This window comes from Kiloniella sp., from assembly GCF_048259265.1.
GTDB lineage: Bacteria > Pseudomonadota > Alphaproteobacteria > Kiloniellales > Kiloniellaceae > Kiloniella.
Genome location: NZ_JBLXHT010000010.1, coordinates 163,052 through 181,123, shown reverse-complemented (window position 1 = coordinate 181,123; position 18,072 = coordinate 163,052). Strand labels below are relative to the sequence as shown.

The 18,072-nt window shown below is 45.2% G+C and carries 17 protein-coding genes; 6 read left to right on the top strand and 11 right to left on the bottom strand.

Going from position 1 to position 18,072, the window contains the following annotated elements; translation table 11 throughout:
• Window position 1 precedes the first annotated feature (1 nt).
• The 3 genes from ACN0QW_RS15960 to ACN0QW_RS15950 all read right to left on the bottom strand — a co-directional run bounded on the left by ACN0QW_RS15960 (window position 2) and on the right by ACN0QW_RS15950 (window position 2,450).
• Entirely contained in the window at window positions 2-751 is a 750-nt protein-coding gene (locus ACN0QW_RS15960) for a DnaJ domain-containing protein (RefSeq protein WP_417432744.1), read from the bottom strand.
• Window positions 752-790: 39 nt separating this feature from the next.
• Window positions 791-1,516: a VWA domain-containing protein gene (locus ACN0QW_RS15955; RefSeq protein ID WP_417432742.1), complete on the bottom strand. Its 726-nt coding sequence runs from the start codon at window positions 1,514-1,516 to the stop codon at window positions 791-793.
• A gap of 91 nt (window positions 1,517-1,607) precedes the next feature.
• Entirely contained in the window at window positions 1,608-2,450 is an 843-nt protein-coding gene (locus ACN0QW_RS15950) for a division plane positioning ATPase MipZ (RefSeq protein WP_417432740.1), read from the bottom strand.
• A 229-nt stretch (window positions 2,451-2,679) separates the two neighbouring features.
• On the opposite strand from ACN0QW_RS15950, the gene ACN0QW_RS15945 reads away from it, so the two are divergent.
• Window positions 2,680-3,582: a DMT family transporter gene (locus tag ACN0QW_RS15945; protein ID WP_417432738.1), complete on the top strand. Its 903-nt coding sequence runs from the start codon at window positions 2,680-2,682 to the stop codon at window positions 3,580-3,582.
• A gap of 94 nt (window positions 3,583-3,676) precedes the next feature.
• Here the strand turns inward: ACN0QW_RS15945 and ACN0QW_RS15940 are convergent, their stop codons facing one another.
• On the bottom strand, window positions 3,677-5,968 hold the full coding sequence (locus tag ACN0QW_RS15940) for a methyl-accepting chemotaxis protein (protein WP_417432736.1): 2,292 nt from the start codon (window positions 5,966-5,968) through the stop codon (window positions 3,677-3,679).
• Between the two features lie 146 nt (window positions 5,969-6,114).
• Here ACN0QW_RS15940 and nth point away from each other — a divergent pair, with 146 nt between their 5' ends.
• The 4 genes from nth (at window position 6,115) to ACN0QW_RS15920 (ending at window position 9,439) form a co-directional block, all read left to right on the top strand.
• Complete coding sequence (gene nth, locus ACN0QW_RS15935; protein ID WP_417432734.1) at window positions 6,115-6,768, top strand: endonuclease III; 654 nt, start codon at window positions 6,115-6,117, stop codon at window positions 6,766-6,768.
• 197 nt (window positions 6,769-6,965) lie between these two features.
• Window positions 6,966-7,526, top strand: a complete 561-nt coding sequence (locus ACN0QW_RS15930; RefSeq protein ID WP_417432732.1) for a LemA family protein — start codon at window positions 6,966-6,968, stop codon at window positions 7,524-7,526.
• A gap of 29 nt (window positions 7,527-7,555) precedes the next feature.
• Complete coding sequence (locus ACN0QW_RS15925) at window positions 7,556-8,587, top strand: M48 family metallopeptidase (RefSeq protein WP_417432730.1); 1,032 nt, start codon at window positions 7,556-7,558, stop codon at window positions 8,585-8,587.
• Window positions 8,588-8,683: 96 nt separating this feature from the next.
• Window positions 8,684-9,439 carry an SDR family NAD(P)-dependent oxidoreductase gene (locus ACN0QW_RS15920; protein ID WP_417432728.1) on the top strand — a complete coding sequence of 252 codons (756 nt, stop codon included), beginning with the start codon at window positions 8,684-8,686 and terminating at the stop codon, window positions 9,437-9,439.
• Between the two features lie 119 nt (window positions 9,440-9,558).
• On the opposite strand, the gene ACN0QW_RS15915 is transcribed toward ACN0QW_RS15920, so the two are convergent.
• Window positions 9,559-10,581, bottom strand: a complete 1,023-nt coding sequence (locus ACN0QW_RS15915; protein WP_417432726.1) for a hypothetical protein — start codon at window positions 10,579-10,581, stop codon at window positions 9,559-9,561.
• A gap of 549 nt (window positions 10,582-11,130) precedes the next feature.
• Here ACN0QW_RS15915 and ACN0QW_RS15910 point away from each other — a divergent pair.
• Window positions 11,131-12,522: an aldehyde dehydrogenase family protein gene (locus ACN0QW_RS15910; RefSeq protein ID WP_417432724.1), complete on the top strand. Its 1,392-nt coding sequence runs from the start codon at window positions 11,131-11,133 to the stop codon at window positions 12,520-12,522.
• Window positions 12,523-12,590: 68 nt separating this feature from the next.
• On the opposite strand, the gene ACN0QW_RS15905 is transcribed toward ACN0QW_RS15910, so the two are convergent.
• The 6 genes from ACN0QW_RS15905 to ACN0QW_RS15880 are packed head-to-tail and all read right to left on the bottom strand — an operon-like array spanning window position 12,591 to window position 18,051.
• Window positions 12,591-13,511 carry an NAD-dependent epimerase/dehydratase family protein gene (locus ACN0QW_RS15905; protein WP_417432722.1) on the bottom strand — a complete coding sequence of 307 codons (921 nt, stop codon included), beginning with the start codon at window positions 13,509-13,511 and terminating at the stop codon, window positions 12,591-12,593.
• Window positions 13,508-14,041, bottom strand: coding sequence for a dTDP-4-dehydrorhamnose 3,5-epimerase (gene rfbC / locus ACN0QW_RS15900; protein ID WP_417432720.1), 534 nt, complete (start codon window positions 14,039-14,041; stop codon window positions 13,508-13,510). Before rfbC ends, ACN0QW_RS15905 begins: the two co-directional genes overlap by 4 nt.
• The gene (locus ACN0QW_RS15895; protein WP_417432718.1) at window positions 14,038-15,270 is read right to left on the bottom strand and encodes a methyltransferase domain-containing protein; all 1,233 of its coding nucleotides are present in this window, start codon (window positions 15,268-15,270) and stop codon (window positions 14,038-14,040) included. The genes rfbC and ACN0QW_RS15895 overlap by 4 nt, the downstream gene beginning before the upstream one ends.
• Entirely contained in the window at window positions 15,267-16,325 is a 1,059-nt protein-coding gene (gene rfbG / locus ACN0QW_RS15890; protein WP_417432716.1) for a CDP-glucose 4,6-dehydratase, read from the bottom strand. Before rfbG ends, ACN0QW_RS15895 begins: the two co-directional genes overlap by 4 nt.
• A 16-nt stretch (window positions 16,326-16,341) precedes the next feature.
• A complete protein-coding gene (rfbF, locus tag ACN0QW_RS15885; protein WP_417432714.1) occupies window positions 16,342-17,115 on the bottom strand; it encodes a glucose-1-phosphate cytidylyltransferase in 774 nt (257 codons plus the stop codon).
• A 30-nt stretch (window positions 17,116-17,145) separates the two neighbouring features.
• Complete coding sequence (locus ACN0QW_RS15880; RefSeq protein WP_299377908.1) at window positions 17,146-18,051, bottom strand: glycosyltransferase family 2 protein; 906 nt, start codon at window positions 18,049-18,051, stop codon at window positions 17,146-17,148.
• Window positions 18,052-18,072 lie beyond the last annotated feature (21 nt).

Sequence of the window (18,072 nt, the reverse complement as noted above, 5' to 3'; positions counted from 1 at the left end):
CTCAACCAGCGCCATTCAAAAGAATTTCTTTGGCTTGATTAACCTGTGTAGCAAGATAGGTGCTACCGCCATGATCCGGGTGTAACTTCTGCATCAACTTCCTGTGTGCCTGTCGGATTTCTTCTGCCGATGGCTTTCCTTTTAACCCTAAAATTTCCAATGCTTTCTTTCTATCCATATGGCTATCCATATGGCCTCTTGTACGCTTATCATCTGTGTCATCATCCGCCTCACCTTGGCCCTGTGCACTTTCGCTCTCTTTACTCGTCCAACTCTCACCAAAGCGCCTTGAAGCGTATGCCCACAACAATTCGGCAGACTTGTGATTCTCCAAACAGTAATGCCGGTATAACTCTTCTAGCTCACCAAGTTTCAATTCAGACAACCAATGTCCTTCATGATCCCCGCTCAGCACCAATCCATCCATTTCTCCACTATCATGATCCAGATTCATTTTGAGAAACTTGGTCACCACTTCTGAACTCTGCCCTGCGGTCCCGCCTGCCGCTGCCTTCATACGCGAAAACAAAGCCCGTGAACGCAATAACAGCGGAAGAAGCAAGGGTACCGCAGCAAGCACCATGAATATTCGCCCAGTGAAGAGCAAAAATAGGGCGATAAAGAGACCAATTATGGCAAGGATAACTTTGATCGTTTTCAGAACCGCTGTCGGATTTGCCCGGCTGTACCAACGAGCCAGAAAAATTGACCCTAAGAACAGTCCTACACCAAGAATAAAATAGACAATCACGTTTAAAAGCTCCGTCGATTTTTTATTGTGTTATGTTGCTCATTCAGGGATTTGAGCGAGTAGTTTTGCCGTCATTGTTTTATTTTTTTGCGAATAATCAACCAAGGCCTTTCGCCCACCAACAGCAAAAACAGCAACCGCAGCTAACAGATCTTTTAGCTGTTGGGCAGCACCATCATTAAAAGGGCAATAAGCCCCGCCCGATAGCCTTGCAAATTGTTTAAAAGCAGTTTGAACAATGGGATCGCCACCTTCGTGAAACATAAAACATGGAAGCCCGTGTAATCCCAATTGTCCGGCGAGATGACCAAGGGTATCTATATCTTCTTCCATTGCATCCCCGACAAAAACTAGGGCATTTACTTTCTTCTTAGTGGTCTCTTTAACAGCACGTTTTAAAACCTTTTCAATTTGCGTACTTCCGGCCAGACAATGAACAGATGTCATTAACCTAGTTAGATGATCGGTATCACTTACCCAAGTCGATGCCTTACATTCACCAAAGCCTCGATAAAAAATCAACTGAATTTCCAAATCACCAACACGGCCTGCTTCTTTGAACATCATTGCCTGAATATGACAGGCTTGGTCCCAAGTCATCTGCCGACTTGCCGTTGCATCCAAGGCAAAAATAAGACGTCCCTTTGCCGAGGTTGTTTTCGGAAGGCGCGCAAGCTTATCCAGAAAAATATCTACCTCTTTATCTGTAGATTTTTTTGCCGGGGGCGCCGACTTTCCTGATATAGCTGGCTTTCTCTCTGGCAACGAAAACTCCTCTACCATGGCGATGAGCAGAAAAAGAAACTTTCGATACTATATAGTTATCTATCCTCAAAATCATAGCCTTGATCATAACCTATGTTTCCTTTGAGGGTTCCTCTTTTCCCAAACCAATAGTGCTCAATAAAGAGCGTACTTCCTGACGAGCTGCGACGTGGCTCATGCTCATCGTAACACCCGTACCTTTCTGATCCAGATCAAGCAAGGTAAGCCCCTTGGGAAACAGCTCTCTGAAAATAACACGTTCACCAAAGCCCGATGCTAACCGGAATTGTAAGCGTTTTGCCAAGTGTTCCAGCAAAATTCCCATGTCTCTTTTGTTTTTTGCATCAATATGGGAAAGCCTATTCCTCATCACCACCCAGTCGATGGGTTTTTTACGTTGTATAGCCCGTTGTTGGCGTTGTTCCCACACCATTTGGCTATAGGTACTTGGTGTGAGTTTGAGTTCGTCACCCTCGACTTCTACCTTTGCCAGCATATCCATATCAAGAAAGCTGTCATTTAATGGGGTGACCAAAATATCCGCATAGCTATGGCCAAGCCGTGACAGATAATTGTCACTCCCCGGTGTGTCAAAGACAATAAAATCCAGTTCCCAAAGTTCCGTCATCGCCTGTTCAAGGTTCTCGCGATCTTCGGTTTCACTTTCTTCTGTCGTTGGCGCCTGAGAACGGTATACGCGCCTGTGTTCAGGCATAGGAATTGAACTGTCTGTTCCCTTCGCGAAACTAGACCTGTTCTCAAGATACCGGGACAAAGTGCCTTGTCTGGCATCAAGATCGATCGTCCCCACCCGGTATCCCTCTTTTAAAAGAGAAACAACAAGATGCATTGTCGTTGTGGACTTACCTGATCCGCCCTTTTCATTGCCGATGACCACAATTTTGGGACGATGTTGCACGTTCTGCTCAGTCATAAAAAAGTATCTAGTTCAAAATAATAACAGTTACAGACTATATGCCTTTTAAGTGCTTATAAAGCCACAAAGAATAAACAGATGCGGTATATTTTTAATTTTTACCACCCGAAGTTTCTTACCGCTATCGTACAAATCCTATTTTTTCCTTGCGCATTCTCTGGCGAGAGGCAAAAGCTGTCACTAAATAAATACGCTTCGGCTAACAAATGCTTTTCAGGACTTCATAATGCGCGCACCGACATTTTGGGATTTTTTACTGCTAACATCCTTGGCAGCTATCTGGGGTTCCGCCTTTTTAGCTATAAAAATTACAGTTGAGGATATCCCCCCGGCAACCATAGCCGCAGGTCGCCTTCTGGTCGCAACTGTTGTCATCTATGTGTATATGCGTTCTCGATCTCTGAGCCTACCGACAGACAAAAAATTCTGGCATCAGATCATCCTCATAAGTTTCTTCAGTATGGCTGCCCCTTTTGCAATGATCAGCTGGGCCGAGCAGTATATCAGCTCGGGCCTCACCGCGATCCTGATGGCAACAGGGCCGCTGATCGCCCTAATACTCTCACACTTTTTTAGTACGGATGACCGGTTTACGCTGTTTAAATTTCTGGGTGTCCTTGCTGGTTTCGCAGGTGTCATAGTTGTTTTGGGCTTGGAAACCTTTTCAGGTATTGGGGATAACTTTTACGCCCAGATCATCACAATGCTTGCTGCCATGTGCTATGCCTGTTCCGGAATTTTGGTGCGAAGAATTAAAGAGAAATCGAACACTGTTGTAACAGCATCAATTTTGATATCCGCCACCACGCTAATTTTACCTGTAAGCCTGATATTTGAAACGCCATGGGTTGCAATCGCATCCAGTGAAACCAATTCCATTCTTGCCCTTCTATACCTAGGTCTCATTCCAACCGCTCTCGCTTTTATCCTCAGGTTCTATCTGATCAGGGAAGTCGGCGTAACCTTTGCTTCCTATGTCGGCTATCTCGTTCCATTTTTTGGCGTTTTGTGGGGCGCCTTATTCCTTGGGGAACGATTACCCTCGACAACCATAATAGGCTTATTACTTATTTTGGCCGGTATCGCAGTCAGCAGGCTACATTTTAAGAAGTTGCAAAAAAACACATAGCCTTAAAAACACTCAACGCCATAAGGTCCGGAAACAAAAAATGCTGAGAACAGAGTATGTTCCCAGCATTTTGCAAGCGTACAAATTTTGACTTCTACGCGCTCTGAATTTCCTTAAGGAAATTCTGCACTTGGGAATTCAAACGATCCCCTTGTGTTTTCAGCTCATCAACAGCCGTCATAACCTGATCCGAAGCCTGCCCCGATTTATCCGCAGCCTGACTCACACCAGAAATATTGGCTGAAACTTCTTGTGTCCCACGCGCAGCCTCTTGAGTATTACGCGCGATTTCTTGTGTTGCCGCCCCTTGTTCTTCCACCGCAGCAGAAATACCAGAAGCAATTTCATTTACCTGATTAATAATCTTGCTAATACCCTCGATATCATCAACAGCAGATCCTGTTTGGCGCTGCATCGCAGCGATTTGCTCTGAAATATCTTCTGTCGCCTTAGCCGTTTGATTGGCAAGTGATTTAACCTCAGAAGCAACAACAGCAAAGCCCTTGCCAGCTTCGCCTGCTCTTGCAGCTTCGATGGTTGCATTCAAGGCCAGCAAATTTGTTTGTTCCGCAATATCATTGATCAAGTGAACAACTTCACCAATTTTTTGCGCCGCATCAGACAGTTCCTGAACAGTCTGACTTGTTTTGGTTGCTTCGCTAACTGCGCGACTGGTTACATTCGAAGATTCCATAACCTGCCTGCTGATTTCATTAATTGACGCAGACAGCTCTTCAGCTGCTGAAGCAACTGTTTGAACATTTGTCGATGCCAAATCAGAGGCCGAAGCAACAGCAGTGGACTGTGCTTTTGTTTCATCAGCAATTGTTGACATCGTAGAAGCCGTATCGCCCATACGGCCTGTAGAGCTTTGAAGTCCCGAAAGAACCTCTCTCACCTCACCATCAAAACGCTCAGCCAATTCTTCCAAGCGTTTAGCACGGGCTTCACGTTCCTGACGTTGCACTCGACGCTCAGCTTCATTGCGTTCGTTTTCGATCAAATTCTCTTTAAAGACAAGAAGTGAGCGCGCCATTTCACCAACTTCGTCACGATTATCAACCGCAGGAATATCAACCTCTTTATCCCCTTCAGACAAACGTGTCGTTACATTGGTAATTAAACGAATGGGGCCCGTCAGGCTTCGTAGAACCACAATGCCAATACCCACCACCAGAATAAAAATCACAATGGCTGCACCAATAATCAAGCTACGAATAGAAGATGCATTTTCGTCAGCTTCCTGTGATACTTTTTTAACATCCGTAGAAACTGCCTCGACATCGGCTGATACCTTAGTGACTCGTTCCGAAATAACAGCTAATTCAGCTTTGCTCAAATCCGCCATCTGGCTAATCGGGCCTCTGAGTTGGCCAAAAGCTGCAACCAATTGGTCTGTGCCACCATCAAAGCTGAGGGTCGTATTTGCAAAATTTTCAAAATCCTTCAAATAAGTGGCAACCAGTTCTTGAATTTTTTTCTTCTCTTTTTTCGAAAGCAAAGCATATTTCACATTACGAAGGAATTTTTTGCCCTGTTTAAGGACGGCTTTCATATCGTCCTGTTCATGCGTAATAATAAAAGTCTTCTCGACTGTACGAATAGCCGTCATCTCACCAGCAAGCTTGATAAGGTACGGGGCTTTCAAGCTATCTTCGATCGCAAAAGCTGAATTGTTAAGCTTCCCTTTTAGGCCAGCATTTTTTGTCATACCCAGGGTAGATTTATCTTGAACAACAACCCCGAAACCATCTTCGTAAGCACGTAACCTTTTTTCCAGTTCCTGTGCCGCAGCTTTGATTTCTTCGTTTGTTGCCCCTTCCTTCAGCTCTTTCAACTTGGCATTTACAATATCCATTTCCTGAAAGAAAAGGTCTTCAAATTTCAAATCGCTTTTTAATAAGAAATCTTTTTCGTTCAAGGCAAGACGGTTGATATTAACTTCGATCTCGTCAACTAGTTTTTGAACATGCTGAGACTCTTCCAACAGGCTTTGGTCCTTAGCCAATAGCTCTTGGCTTTGTGCTAACTTCACCTGATTCTGGGCCAGTTGTTCACGGTTTTGCGACAGAAGAACATCACCCACAAAATAAATTGCACAGATAACGCCAAGGGCAATAATACCCAGCAACATCAAGGAAGATATTCTTGTTGTTACGGAAAAGTTCCCAAGGAATGTTGTTCGAGGTGCGTCTTCTAACTCAGGATCTACCCCAAACTCTACTTCATGATCAAGCTCGTCTTGCCGATCCCGATCACTCCTCTCTTCTATTTCCTCTACGCGCCCATCAACGTTTTCTTGAGCCTGAAGCACATCTGAATTGACATCATCAACGATGGCTTGTTCTTGGTTTTTATCTGTATTTTTGTTTTGATCTTCTGACACGACTTGACCCGACCTTATTAACAAGTCTCTTTACGAGAGAATTATACTGTTGCTTTTATAGCAGTTAAGACGATTATTCGTGGTGACCGTTAACATAAAGTATATCAAAAGCTAAAAATTCCTGAATCTGCGAGATAAGTGATAAAATGTTAAAAAAAGATCGCGTTGAGTATGTAAACAAGCGCCTGAAAGAAATTTATCCCACCCTGCCGATTCCGCTAGACCACACAGACCCTTACACATTACTGGTTGCAGTTCTGCTTTCTGCGCAATGTACTGATGAACGTGTTAACAAAATCACCCCTGCTCTTTTCGCCCGCGCCGACAATCCCTTTGACATGTCCAAGGTGCCTGTAGAGGAAATCAGAGCAATTATCCGCCCCTGTGGTTTATCGCCACGAAAATCCAAAGCAATTTCAGAATTATCTAAAATATTGATAGACAAATATAACGGCGTCGTCCCCCAATCGATGGAAGCATTAGAAGAGTTACCTGGTGTTGGTCACAAAACCGCAGGCGTCGTTATGTCACAAGCCTTTGGCGTGCCATCCTTTCCCGTTGATACTCACATCCACCGCCTTGCACAGCGATGGGGCTTAACCAATGGGAAAAATGTAGAACAAACGGAAAAAGATCTGAAACGTGTCTTTCCGAAAGACCGTTGGAACGACCTTCATCTGGAAATCATTTATTATGGCAGAGAATACTGTTCGGCACGTGGCTGCGATGGAACTAAGTGCGAAATTTGCACAACTTGTTACCCCAACAGAACAAAGCCAGTGAAAACCAAAAAATCGTAAAGAATTACAATCGTCTTTGTAAATCGCCGCCCCCACAAAACAACAAACAAGACAAATGGAACGTTTGGGTAAACAAGCTGACTCAATATTCAGTCGATGAATACACTTGCAACTTGATTTTCAAGGAAAAATGCTCAAATCTAAGCTGTATTCTATCGCTTTTCTGATCTTGAAAGCGTTTTATCCAAGGGGGAATCATGACTGAATATATTGTTCTAGCTATTGTCGTCGTCGCAGGTTTTTATGCCATCACTGTTTATAACGCCCTTGTTGCCGGACGCAATTCTGTTGAAAATGCCTGGAAGCAGATTGACGTACAGCTAAAACGTCGACTAGACCTGATCCCTAATCTTATTGAAACCGTAAAAGGTTTTATGGCACACGAAAAAGACGTTCTCACCCAAGTGACCGAAGCGAGAACCCGTGCTTACAATGCAGATTCCAAAAGTGAAGCCATCGAAAGCAACAACCTGTTATCCAATGCAACGGCAAACTTGCTGGCCGTTATGGAGAACTATCCAGATATAAAATCACAACAAAGTGTTAGTGATTTAACCGAAGAACTGACATCAACAGAGAACAAAGTCGCTTTTGCCCGGCAACACTATAACGATATTACAACAGCCCAAAACAATCGCATACAACAGTTTCCTTCAAACATCTTTGCTTCATTTTTTAAATTCAAACTCGAAGATCTTTGGGAGCTTGACGAAGCAACCCGGACAGCAGCCCAGGAACCACCGAAAGTATCTTTCTAAGATACCTTCCCTTCCTATAGGCTTTATAGATGTCATTAGATACTCTTGCTCTGATTTCTACAGATTTTAAATCGGCACAAGCACGGAATAAGCGGAACTCATTTATTCTGTGTTTTATTATGATTTTTACAGCTACGTTTCTTGGCTACATATCCGGCTGGGCAGCAGAGATCTTTACCGGGACACATCCAGCATTAAAGTCATCGCCCTATGATGCTGATGTTTTTCAGCTCTTGCGACGAACCGCCTTAAGTGATTGGGGACTTTTGGCAGCGGCCGGAATGATCGTATTTTCAATTCTAGCTTTAATCTGGACCTACTACGCTGCCGACAAAACCTTATTGCATATGAACGGAGCAATAGAGGCAGATTACAATACTTACGAAGATCTACATAATGTGGTCGAAGAAATGGCCATTGCTTCTGGTCTCCCCAAACCTGCGGTTTATATCATTCAGGATGCTGGAATTAATGCTTTTGCCACAGGGCTGCGGCCCGACAAAGCGTCAGTAACCGTCACCACAGGCCTATACGATGTTATGTCCCGTGATGAACTTCAAGGCGTCATCGCTCATGAAATGGCACACATCCTTAACCGAGATGTTCAATATGCTGTTCTGGTCGCTGTCGGCGCTGGGCTCATCGCTGTGTTTGCTGAAATAATGACGAGGATTAGTCGGTTGTTCTTTTATTCCGGCTCCTCAAAATCGAAAAAAGATAGTAAAGGCGGGCATGGCGCACTCCTTATTATCGTTGGCGTCGTATGGCTTCTTGCTGCCATTCTTGCTCCGCTGGTTGCTTATCTCGTTCGCATGGCAATCTCTCGTGAGCGTGAATATCTTGCCGATGCAACGGCCGCGCAGTTAACGCGCAATCCCAAAGGACTGGCATCTGCGTTAGGCAAGATTGAAGGACATGCACACCTAAAGGAAAAGAATACGGCAACAGAGCATCTTTTTATCATCAACCCAAACAGATCTTTCAGTGAATTTGCCAGCGACTTAACATCGACACATCCCGCAACATCATTGCGTATTGAACGACTTATGAACCTGAAATAGCTGTCATCAACACCAACTCTTTACAGGTACAGGACAAATTCTTATTGCTCAGTCCTGTAGTATTATTTTAACCAACAGTCATTAAATGAGGCTCCGATGAGTTTTTCAGGAAAAACAGCAATTATTACCGGTGCCGCAGGTGGTATGGGACTTAACATCGGCCTTGATCTTGCCAGCCAAGGCGCGAATGTAGTTCTTGTTGATATCAAGCCAACCACAATAAATCTTAATACGCACAGTCATAAAGAGCTGATTAATTTTGAGCTGGGCGATGTTACAAGTTCGGAATTTGTAAAAGGCGTTATGGATAGGGCTTTCGAGGCAACCGGACGGATTGATTACCTTGTAAATGCGGCTGGGGTTCTATGGTTTGACAAAGATAGATCTACAGAAGAAACCGACTTGGATGCATGGGATCGCATCATGGAAATTAATCTCAAATCCATGATCATTACCTGTCGCCACGCCATGCCACATATGCGGAAGAATGGCTCAGGGGCGATGGTACATATCGCTTCTATCCAGGCAATGCGGGGGGATGATAAACCACAAGTGGCGTACCAGGCATCAAAGGCCGGTATTATTTCCCTTTCCAAAACAGTTGCCCTTGAAGGTGCCAAAGACAGCATCAGATCAAATTCTATATTACCTGGCCCCACCGTATCGCCAATGCAGGAAAGATGGATAGAAAACCCGGAAACTCAACGGATGACTGAAACCGTTATTCCACTTGGGCGCGCAGGCACAACCCAAGACATTACCGATGCAGCTCTTTTTCTTTTATCAGATAAAGCCAGCTACATAACGGGTACTGAACTGGTTGTAGATGGCGGATTGTTGGCCAGACCCTAACAGAAATAATCAAAAGAGATAAAATAAAATCAAGGGGCTGAAACCAGCCCCTTGATTTGCCCGTAGGTGCACAACACATGCACACTGCTTCCCGGGATTTCTCCCGAAACTTGACTTATTCAAGTATTAATATCAGTTCTATTTCTCTCACCACCAAAAGCGTCAGCAAGAAGCTGTCGAACACCGTCTTTTCCTTCAAATTCAGTACCACGGGCTCCATTAAAAAGTTGACCTATAGGGACCAGTAAATCCGCCTTCAAGCGGGTTACGTCATCTCCACTCTTTTCTGATGCGGGAATGTCTTCTCGACCACGAATGGTTAACAAGGGGCCATCTTTGAAAAGCGGCTCTAATACATTTTTGTTTTCTTCTTCTTTATCTTTTTCAGGACCTGTCACCAGTTTACGGATTAATTCACTAAGTCCTTGCCCTTGGTTATCAAGCAACAGATTATCCCCGGCCTCGAGAAGGTTACCCCCTTCAAGTCCATTCATAACCTTTCCCAATAACGCGTTTACACCCGCGGCAGAACCGGACTGAGCGACAGCTCTTGTCCGCGTTACTTCTGCTTGTACCGACGCAAAGTTAAACGACAGCTCACCTGTTGTATTGTTCACATAAATATCCAAGGATTGAACAGCCAGATAGCTTTGTTCTCTTGTACCCGATGCTGTTCCATCAGCTCCGGCATAGGAAATTGCCGTTCTGGAGCTTGTCGCTACGGACTGTTCAAAAGAAAAGCTGAATTCATCGGAATTTTTTGCAGACTCTTTAATAGAATTCACCAGATTTTGCGCAAATTCCAAAGCTGCTTCTTTTGTATTACCCAAGCGCTCGAAGACTTCAGCAAGCGTTCCGATAATAGAATCAAGTGCGGCCCCCAAAGTACGCTGAACGGCTTCTGAGGGGGTTAAAGCACCTGATTGAGCATCATCGCCCTGATTACTATCTTTTAATAAACTTTGCGGAACATCAATCTGGTCATCAATTACAGGGCGCTGGGACTGGCCTGTTGTATTTTGAAGATCTGTGCCTTTGCCTATCAGATCCCGAGCCTTATTTTGGTCAGCGAGTTCCTGACCTCGAAGACCACGAAGGGTATCAAGACCTTGTTGTAATAAGCCTAGTGCGGAAAGAGCCATTTTCTCCTCCTGAGGTCGCCCCAATCTTGAGCAAGATGGTCAAGTATGAGGATCGAGCTACATGCTCCGACAATATGTTTGATATATTAAAGTATAAAACTTTATTGTTAACGATTTCTTAATTCCATTTGCAGCCAATAATTTTGACATGAGAAAGGTTAACGGCCTCTTATCCAAACAACCCTATCAAGTTTATACCTTTAGTAACCATCAATTCGCCGACTTTACAGAGTTACCAAGTAATGATTTATGCGATTGGTGATTCAGAAAAACCCAAAGAAACGCAGCTTACTTATATTCTTTATCTATTTCCTATTTTCTATTGGTAGCTTATTGAACATCGATTATATACAAATTTGGCTACCAAAAACTAAAGTGTTATATAAAGTATAATTATCAGCCAGACACATACAAGCCATGCATTTTTTGCGCACAGCCATGCATAAATTGCATATCTGGGCTTCCGCTGGCACATCTTGTCGCAGGCTCTCGTTACCTTTAAGAAGGTTTCACAAAATATACTCCACAACACCAAGGAGAGCCCCTTCCATGAGCCAATTGTTAAAATGTATCTCACCCGTTGACGGGTCCGTTTACGTAGAACGCCCGCTATCAAGCGATAGTGATATTCAGGCAGCCCTGGACAAAGCCGTCGCAGCCCAGAAAAACTGGCGCAAAGTGCCGATCAGCGAAAAACAGGCCTTATTGAGCAAGGCTGTTGACTACTTTGTTGCTAACAAAGATGCCATTGCCGAAGAAATTACGTGGCAGATCGGTCGTCCGATTTCACAAGCTCCCGGCGAAATCGGCGGCTTTGAAGAGCGCGCGCGCTATATGATCGACATTGCGCCGGAATCACTTGCCGACCAGAACGTTGGTGATAAAGAAGGCTTCACACGCTTTATCCGCAAAGAAGCTCTCGGTGTCGTTTTTGTTGTCGCACCTTGGAACTTCCCATTGATGACAGCCGTTAACTGCATTGTTCCTGCCCTTTTGGCTGGCAATACAGTCCTTCTGAAGCATGCAGCTCAAACACCGCTTTGCGCAGAACGTTTTAGCGCAGCATTCAAAGCAGCAGGCTTGCCAGACGGTGTTTTCCAGCACTTACACATGGGCCATGATAGCGCTGCGAAACTTATCGGTTCTGACGGTGTTGATTTTGTCAACTTCACTGGTTCTGTTCCTGCTGGTCACGCCATCCAAAAAGCCGCATCTGGACGCTTCATTGCCACAGGCTTAGAACTCGGCGGCAAAGACCCTGGTTATGTGCGTGCGGATGCAAACGTTGCCTATGCTGTCGAAAGCCTCGTTGATGGCGCAATGTTCAACTCTGGCCAATCCTGTTGCGGTATCGAGCGCATTTATGTGCACGATTCCGTATATGACGACTTTGTATCCGGTGCTGTCGATCTGTTGAAACAGTACAAGCTGGGCAACCCGACAGACACAAATACAAACATGGGCCCTGTGGTTAAAACCAGCGCCGCTGAATTTGTACGTGGCCAAGTTGCCGAAGCGGTTAAAGCCGGCGCTGAAGCGTTGATTGATCCAGGTTTCTTTGCAGCTGATAAAGAAGGCACTCCATACCTTGCGCCTCAGCTTGTTGTTGGCGTTGATCATTCCATGCGCGTGATGAACGAAGAGAGCTTTGGCCCAGTCGTAGGCGTGATGAAAGTTTCCTCCGACGAAGAAGCCATCAAACTGATGAACGACAGCGAGTTTGGTCTAACAGCTTCTATCTGGACTGAAGATGCAGACGCCGCCTTGGCAATCGGCGACGACATTAACACGGGGACATGGTTCATGAACCGTTGTGATTATCTTGATCCAGCATTAGCCTGGACAGGTGTCAAGAATTCTGGTCGCGGCTGCAGTCTTTCAAAAATCGCATACGAACACCTAACCCGTCCAAAATCTTTCCACCTGCGAACTAAGATTTAAGATTATTTACAAAAGGCCCGAACACAGTGTTCGGGCCTTTTCTAATGTTACTGACACTTAGAATACGGTTACTCATTTTGTGTGATCGTGTCTTGCCAATACTTAATCACATCCGACAGCCCCCTTTTCAGAGAGTACTCAGGTACAAACCCGACCTCATCCGTTAAGCGTTGATTTCCGCCGACCAAATTAAGGGGCTCACCGGCTCTATCAGGGAAGGCTCTAGGTTTTATCAGCTCAGATTTTCCAATGAGCTCCCCAATCATTTCTGCAACATCGATCAGCTGAACGCCTGCACCGCTCGAAATATTAACAGCGCCCTGAACTTCTGATATCGTTAAAGCAGCAAAAGCACGTCCAACGTCTCTGCTATCTAGAAAATCTCTCACTTGAGAGCCAGATGACATCTTAGCGTCACAATCATCGAGCAAAGAAGTGATAATAGAAGGTACAAATCGCGTGCCTGACTCTCCCCTACCATAAAGGAGGAATACACGCCCCCAAGCAAGGCTATGCGTCAGATCGCTTAAGCTCTCAAGGGTACGAAAACAATCTACCTTACATTGCCCGTAAACGGTCCCTGGAAGCAAAGGGCTGTGAAATTCATCCAGCGGACTTTCTGAGGTTTCGGCAGACCAATCATACTCTGCACAACTGCCCGCACAAACAGCTCGGTGCCCGCCTTGCTCCCAAAAAGATGTCACAAGATTTATGCTTTGCTTCTTCCAGAGATAATTGCTTTCTGCATTCCAAAAATGGCCGTGCTCAGTCTCCCAAGCCAGATGAAGTAAATACTCCGCACGGGCTTCTTTGACTATTCTCTCTGGCTCGCCTTCTTTTAGAAGGTCACCATACAAGAAGGCACCAGACGTTTTTGCCTCGATTTGTTTTCGCGTAACGAGAAGAAGTTCATGTCCTGCATCTTCCAATGCCTTGACTGCATGTTGGCCGATAAATCCCATCCCACCTGTGACAAGAATACGGCTCATGAAACAACATAATCAGGGTAATTTGCGTCACGGTCGGCAATAATCTTTGGTTCAAAAGGCCATTCAATCGCAAATGCCGGATCGTTCCATCGCTGTCCGCCAGCCAAATCGGGTACAAACTCCTCGCCCATTAAATAGAGAAGTTCACTATCGTCCTCTAAAGTCAAAAATCCGTGGGCGCAGCCGCCGGGTATTACCAAAGCCTTGCGATTTTCTGCGGTCAGTTCTGCCCCAAACCATTTGAGATATGTCGAGGATTTTTGTCTCAAATCAACGACAACATCCCATACCGCACCACGGATACAGCGAACCACTTTGGGGTCGGGTTTAGGGGAAGTTTGATAGTGAAGTCCCCTAAGCGTACCTTCGGACGTGTTTCCAGATAAATTAATTTGTCGAACTGAAAATTCTATTCCGTTCTCGGCAAACAGTTGGTCACAAAAGGCCCGCGCAAAGAACCCTCTTTCGTCCCCAAAGGTCGTAAGCTCAGTTAAAAAGAGCCCATCAACATCTGTCTGCTCAAATTTCAAGAAATCACCTCTGTTGTCGGCACAGGTACAACAAACTTACATCCCCATTCACTTACATAGGATAGAGACGATGATATTTCATCCCTCAGATTCCACGGCAGTATCAGGATATAATCCGGTTTGAGTTCCACGATTTCTGTTGGCGCAATAACAGGAATACGACTTCCGGGTAACAACGTATTTTGTTTATGGGGATTAAGATCAGCAACATGGGAAATCAGATCCACACCCACACCACAATAATTCAGCAAAGTGTTTCCCTTAGCCGCAGCTCCATAACCAAGAACCGATTTACCTTCATCCTTCGCCTTGTGAAGAAAATTCAACAGTTCTTCGCGGAGCTTTCGAACTCTGGGTTCAAAATTTTCATAGCCCGCGAGGCTATCTAGGTGCGCCGCTTTTTCCTTTTGACGAATAAGGTGCAGATTCTCAGTTTCAGTTCTGTCACTTGCCTCCTTACAGGCCCAGACACGATAAGACCCACCGTGAGTTTCCAGCTCTTCAACGTCAAATACACGTAGCCCGTTCCGTTCAAAACATTTCTCGATAGCAAAAAGAGAAAGGTACGAAAAATGCTCGTGATAAATAGTATCAAACTGAACTTTTTCGATTAAGTTCAACAAGCTTGGAAACTCAAAACTAACCGCACCATCTTCTGCGAGAAGAACTTCAAATCCAGAGACAAAATCATTAATGTCCGGCACATGTGCCAGTACATTATTGGCAGCCATCAAATCTGCTGCCCCGTGTTGTTCCTTAACTTTACGTGCCGTTTCGCGGCCAAAGAATGCAACCTCTGTCGGCACTGATTTTTTTCGCGCTTCTTCAGCAACATTAGCCGCAGGCTCTATACCAAGAACCCGGATGCCATTTTGAACAAAGTGCTGAAGCAAATAACCATCATTGGAAGCAACTTCAATCACCAGGCTTGATTTATTTAAACCAAAGCGTTCGGACGATTTCTTCGCATACTTTTTCGCGTGTTCTACCCAACTGGATGCATAGGAGGAAAAATAAGCGTAGTCAGAAAAGATATCTTCAGGCGGCACAACATCTTCGACCTGAACCAAGAAGCATTCGCTACAAACCCGAGCGTGGAGCGGGTATTGTGAATCAGGGATGCTTTCCTTACCCTTTTCGACATAGGAATTAGCCAAAGGTGTTTTACCCAAATCAAGAAGGGTATGCTTCAATTCCGTACCGCAAGAGCGGCAAGTCAATATGCTCATTCGTTCGCCAATAAAGTTTGGAAAGTTTCAATTTGTTGCTGCGTAATGTTTTTAACACAATTACCCACAGCGTGCTCTTTATGCCAGGAAACGATCCAGTTCAGTGTTTCGTCCAGATCAAGGCGGGGATGCCAATTCAAGCTTTGTTCTGCTCTGGAAATATCAAGGGCAAGTGCATGCGCTTCCGCGGGCTGCTCTTTCCCTTCCAACAACCAGGAATTTTTCCCGCCCCATAGATCAAGCATTTTTTCGACAACAGTCTGCACATTGTCAGAGCCATGCGGGCCAAAATTTAAGGCCGGCAGTGTCATTTTTCCCGTCGCCAGAGCCTGCGCATAAAGCAAGTACCCACCAAGAGGCTCAAGAACATGTTGCCATGGACGCGTCGCCAGTGGATTACGAAGAACAATATCCTTTTGTTCGTAAAGAGCTGTAACAAGATCAGTCATCAAACGATCTTCGGACCAGTCTCCACCACCGATAACATTTCCGGCCCGCGCAGTCGCAACAGGAATTCCTTTATCCGCAAAATAATTTCGCGCAAAACTGTGAGTCACAATTTCCTGACATCCCTTAGACGCGCTGTAAGGATCCTTACCACCCAACGCATCGCCTTCTGAAAAAGGAACACCTCTTTCATCATTTTCATAAGCCTTGTCACTGGTCACAACCAGCACAGCTTCAAGAGATTGGCATCGTCTTAGTGCGTCTAACAGGTTTGCCGTGCCCATAACATTTGTCTCGAAGCTTTCTAGTGGGTCACGATAACTCCGACGAACCAAGGCCTGTGCAGCCAGGTGCAGAACGATTTGTGGCTGGTGCTTTTCGACAATTTTCTGTACATCCGAGTAACTTCGCAGATCACCAATAACGCTCTTCTCGTCATTGTGTGCCAAAAGTGTATGAAGGTTCGGATCGGTTTCCGAAGCAAGAGAGAACCCGATGACATGGGCCCCCATGGTACGGAGCCATTGATTAAGCCACGCGCCTTTAAAACCAGTATGACCTGTCAGTAAAATCCGCCGACCACGCCAAAACTCAGGATCAAACTTCATGATTTAGCCCCATGTTTTACCCCCAGGTTTTCCAGGGCGCGTTTCCACTTGCCCACATTGCTTCGAGTTCATTTTTCTCGCGCAGGGTATCCATAGGCTGCCAAAAATCTTCGTGAGAAAAAGCGGTTAATTCACCGCTGGTTGCCAAAGCCGTCAGGGGTTCTTTTTCCCAGATTGTTTGATCGTTATCAATAAGATCAATAACCGATGGTTCACAGACAAAATAACCTGCGTTGATCCGTCCGCGCTCCCCTTGTGGCTTTTCGGCGAAAGCTGAAATTCCGTCCCCTTCGATTACCGCGGCTCCAAACCGACCCGGTGGAGACACAACAGTCATTGTTGCTTTACGCCCGGCTTTCTTATGTGCCTCTATTGAGGCGCGAACATCCACATTTCCAACACCATCACCATAGGTCAGACAAAAAGGTTCATCAGGATTTAAGTAAGGCGCAATTCTTTTGACACGTCCACCAGTTTGCGTGTGGGGTCCCGTATCAACCAATGTTATTTTCCACGATTCAGCTTTCGACGCGTGATATTCTAGCTGATTATTTTCCAAATCAATCGTTACGTCCGCGTTATGCAGGAAATAATTCGCGAAATATTCTTTGATCACATACCCTTTGTACCCAAGGCAGATAATGAATTCATTGATACCGTGGCTACTATAGATTTTCATAATATGCCACAAAATCGGCATGCCACCGATTTCAACCATCGGCTTTGGCTTAAGGTGTGTTTCTTCTGAAATCCGGCTCCCGAGCCCACCCGCGAGAAGTACTGCTTTCATTATTAATACCCTTTTTATTCTATGGCGGCTTTATTCTACTGCGGCCGGAAGAACTGATGCCCGTTTTCCCAACAAAAATCCAATCGCACCAGAAAAGCGAGCAGCATCACGCCACGCTTTGCTGCGTTTTAACACCAGCGCGTATCCCAAAGCTTTGAACGCATAACGACAAGCATACTTTAGCGCCAGACTTCGCGCAGCGGACATGCCGCGATGTTTTTTTTCAAAATAAAATCTGGACCAAGAAATGTGCCAAAACTTTTCCCAATAGTACGCCCTGTTTGGTCGCACCGACCCGCCGCCTATGTGCGTAATCACCGCATCCGGCACATGAACGATACCGTAACCAGCCTTACGAAGACGCATGCAAATATCATCATCTTCGTAATAAAGGAAAATTTCCCGATCGAAAAAATTAACCGCGCGACCAGCATCCATGCGCAATAACATAACTGCCCCGGTCACAAAATCAGCGCTTAAAGGGCCTTCAGGATGGATTTCGCCAACACGTTTACCCAAGGCGCCTCTATTAAACAAATTCACATCATGCGAAAGTTCAACTGACCCGTCAGGATTTAGAATAGCTGGTCCAAATAATCCTGCATCCGGGAACTGATCTGCGGCTTCGATTAATTTAATGATTGCATCTTCACTAAGAATTGAATCAGGGTTAACAAGCAATGCAAATTCAGTTTCCACATTGTGCAAACCGCAATTCATACCATTACCGTACCCCAGCCCCACTTCATTCAGGATTAACCGAGCCTGAGGTGCGACTGCCCGAACGATATCAAGTGTGTCATCGCTTGATGCATTATCGACAACAATTAACGGCATCTGGGAAGGTACCGTTTTCAACATATTACCGATGACTTCACCACCATTATGAGTAACCGTTAAAACAGTTACCCTCGACCAGATATCTTTGGGCGTCATTTCAAAGTTTTTCCACAAAAA

Bases quoted from the DNA above. Each gene is read 5' to 3' on its own strand.
- ACN0QW_RS15950 (WP_417432740.1), bottom strand. From the start codon at position 2,450: ATGACTGAGCAGAACGTGCAACATCGTCCCAAAATTGTGGTCATCGGC.
- ACN0QW_RS15945 (WP_417432738.1), top strand. From the start codon at position 2,680: ATGCGCGCACCGACATTTTGGGATTTTTTACTGCTAACATCCTTGGCA.
- nth (WP_417432734.1), top strand. From the start codon at position 6,115: ATGTTAAAAAAAGATCGCGTTGAGTATGTAAACAAGCGCCTGAAAGAA.
- ACN0QW_RS15930 (WP_417432732.1), top strand. From the start codon at position 6,966: ATGACTGAATATATTGTTCTAGCTATTGTCGTCGTCGCAGGTTTTTAT.
- ACN0QW_RS15925 (WP_417432730.1), top strand. From the start codon at position 7,556: ATGTCATTAGATACTCTTGCTCTGATTTCTACAGATTTTAAATCGGCA.
- ACN0QW_RS15920 (WP_417432728.1), top strand. From the start codon at position 8,684: ATGAGTTTTTCAGGAAAAACAGCAATTATTACCGGTGCCGCAGGTGGT.
- ACN0QW_RS15915 (WP_417432726.1), bottom strand. From the start codon at position 10,581: ATGGCTCTTTCCGCACTAGGCTTATTACAACAAGGTCTTGATACCCTT.
- ACN0QW_RS15910 (WP_417432724.1), top strand. From the start codon at position 11,131: ATGAGCCAATTGTTAAAATGTATCTCACCCGTTGACGGGTCCGTTTAC.
- ACN0QW_RS15905 (WP_417432722.1), bottom strand. From the start codon at position 13,511: ATGAGCCGTATTCTTGTCACAGGTGGGATGGGATTTATCGGCCAACAT.
- ACN0QW_RS15895 (WP_417432718.1), bottom strand. From the start codon at position 15,270: ATGAGCATATTGACTTGCCGCTCTTGCGGTACGGAATTGAAGCATACC.
- rfbG (WP_417432716.1), bottom strand. From the start codon at position 16,325: ATGAAGTTTGATCCTGAGTTTTGGCGTGGTCGGCGGATTTTACTGACA.
- rfbF (WP_417432714.1), bottom strand. From the start codon at position 17,115: ATGAAAGCAGTACTTCTCGCGGGTGGGCTCGGGAGCCGGATTTCAGAA.
- ACN0QW_RS15880 (WP_299377908.1), bottom strand. From the start codon at position 18,051: ATGACGCCCAAAGATATCTGGTCGAGGGTAACTGTTTTAACGGTTACT.